Annotated in this window: 1 protein-coding gene; it reads right to left on the bottom strand. The window is 42.5% G+C overall.

What is annotated here, in order from left to right; translation table 11 throughout:
• Window positions 1-89 precede the first annotated feature (89 nt).
• On the bottom strand, window positions 90-1,161 hold a 1,072-nt coding region (locus KPX09_RS05325; RefSeq protein WP_249549310.1), incomplete at its 5' end, for an aminotransferase class I/II-fold pyridoxal phosphate-dependent enzyme.

The following is a 1,161-nucleotide window of genomic DNA, read 5'->3' as shown; positions in this document are numbered from 1 at the left end:
TTTCTTTTAAGGTGCATCACGTGGCGTATACTGGTAGGGTTTATTATATATTTCCCGAATAGAAGTTTAGACGTGTGAGAGTGCAGCTACTATAGCACCCTCCAGTTTCCTGCCTCTGTAAGCACAATGCACGCTTTCAATGCATTACACAGTCTGTGTACATCTATTAGCTTGTGTGCTGCAGTAAATGTTAATCTCAGTCTTGGAGTGGGGGCTGTCGGAGGACGAATTGCTGATACTAAAATGCCCCGTTCAGCTAGGGCTTGCTCAGCGAGTATTACGCTTCTGACATCTTCCATAATCAAAGGTACTATGTGACTTTGCGGTTCGGGTAGTTCCATAATTTTGCAAAATTCTTTTGCAAGACGCATTGGAATTTCTGTGTAAGATTTTTTGTTGAAAAGATCTATCGATGCACTTGCCGCTGCTATGATTGCAGGTGGTAATGCAGTAGTATAAATAAAACTACGCGACTTATTAAGTAAGTACTCAATTGTGATCTTCGATGAACAGACGAATCCGCCGAGCGCCCCCATAGCTTTGGAAAGAGTACCTATATATACGTCTGCTTGTAAGGAACTTAGCATACCAAAGCCATGCGCGGTATCTACTATAACCCAAGCATTCCATTCTTTCGCTAGCTGAACAAACTCGTCTACAGGAGATAGATCGCCGTCTGCACCATATATGTTTTCTACCAGAATCAGGCAGTTATCGTGTAGCTCTCTATAATTACTAATCAGTTGCATGCAGTGTTCTACGTTATTGTGCATAAACCTGTATATTGTAGCTCCTGATAATCTCGCTCCATCAAGAGAAGAAGCATGGACGAACTTATCTGCCAAGATCATGTCGTGGCGACCTACCAGCGCTGAAACACTTCCGATATTTGCTGTGTATCCACTGCTAAATACCAATGCAGCTTCTGTTCGGTATACTGCCGCAAGTTTTGCTTCTATTTCTGCGTACAACGCATGGTTTCCTGTGCTCAATCTTGAAGCGCGCGCACCCATGCCGTACAGATTAATCGCATCTATTGCAGCTTGTTTTACTTCATCATGCGTTGAAAGCCCCATATAGTCATTACATGAGAAAGAAGTGAGCTCATTTCCTTCATCATTTTGTATTTTACGTCCTGCTATTGACGACTGTATTGTGATT

Source organism: Anaplasma phagocytophilum, from assembly GCF_023476575.1.
In the GTDB taxonomy this organism is placed as follows: domain Bacteria; phylum Pseudomonadota; class Alphaproteobacteria; order Rickettsiales; family Anaplasmataceae; genus Anaplasma; species Anaplasma phagocytophilum_A.
The sequence above is the reverse complement of the archived record's forward strand: the minus strand, read 5'-3'. Positions and strand labels throughout refer to the sequence as shown.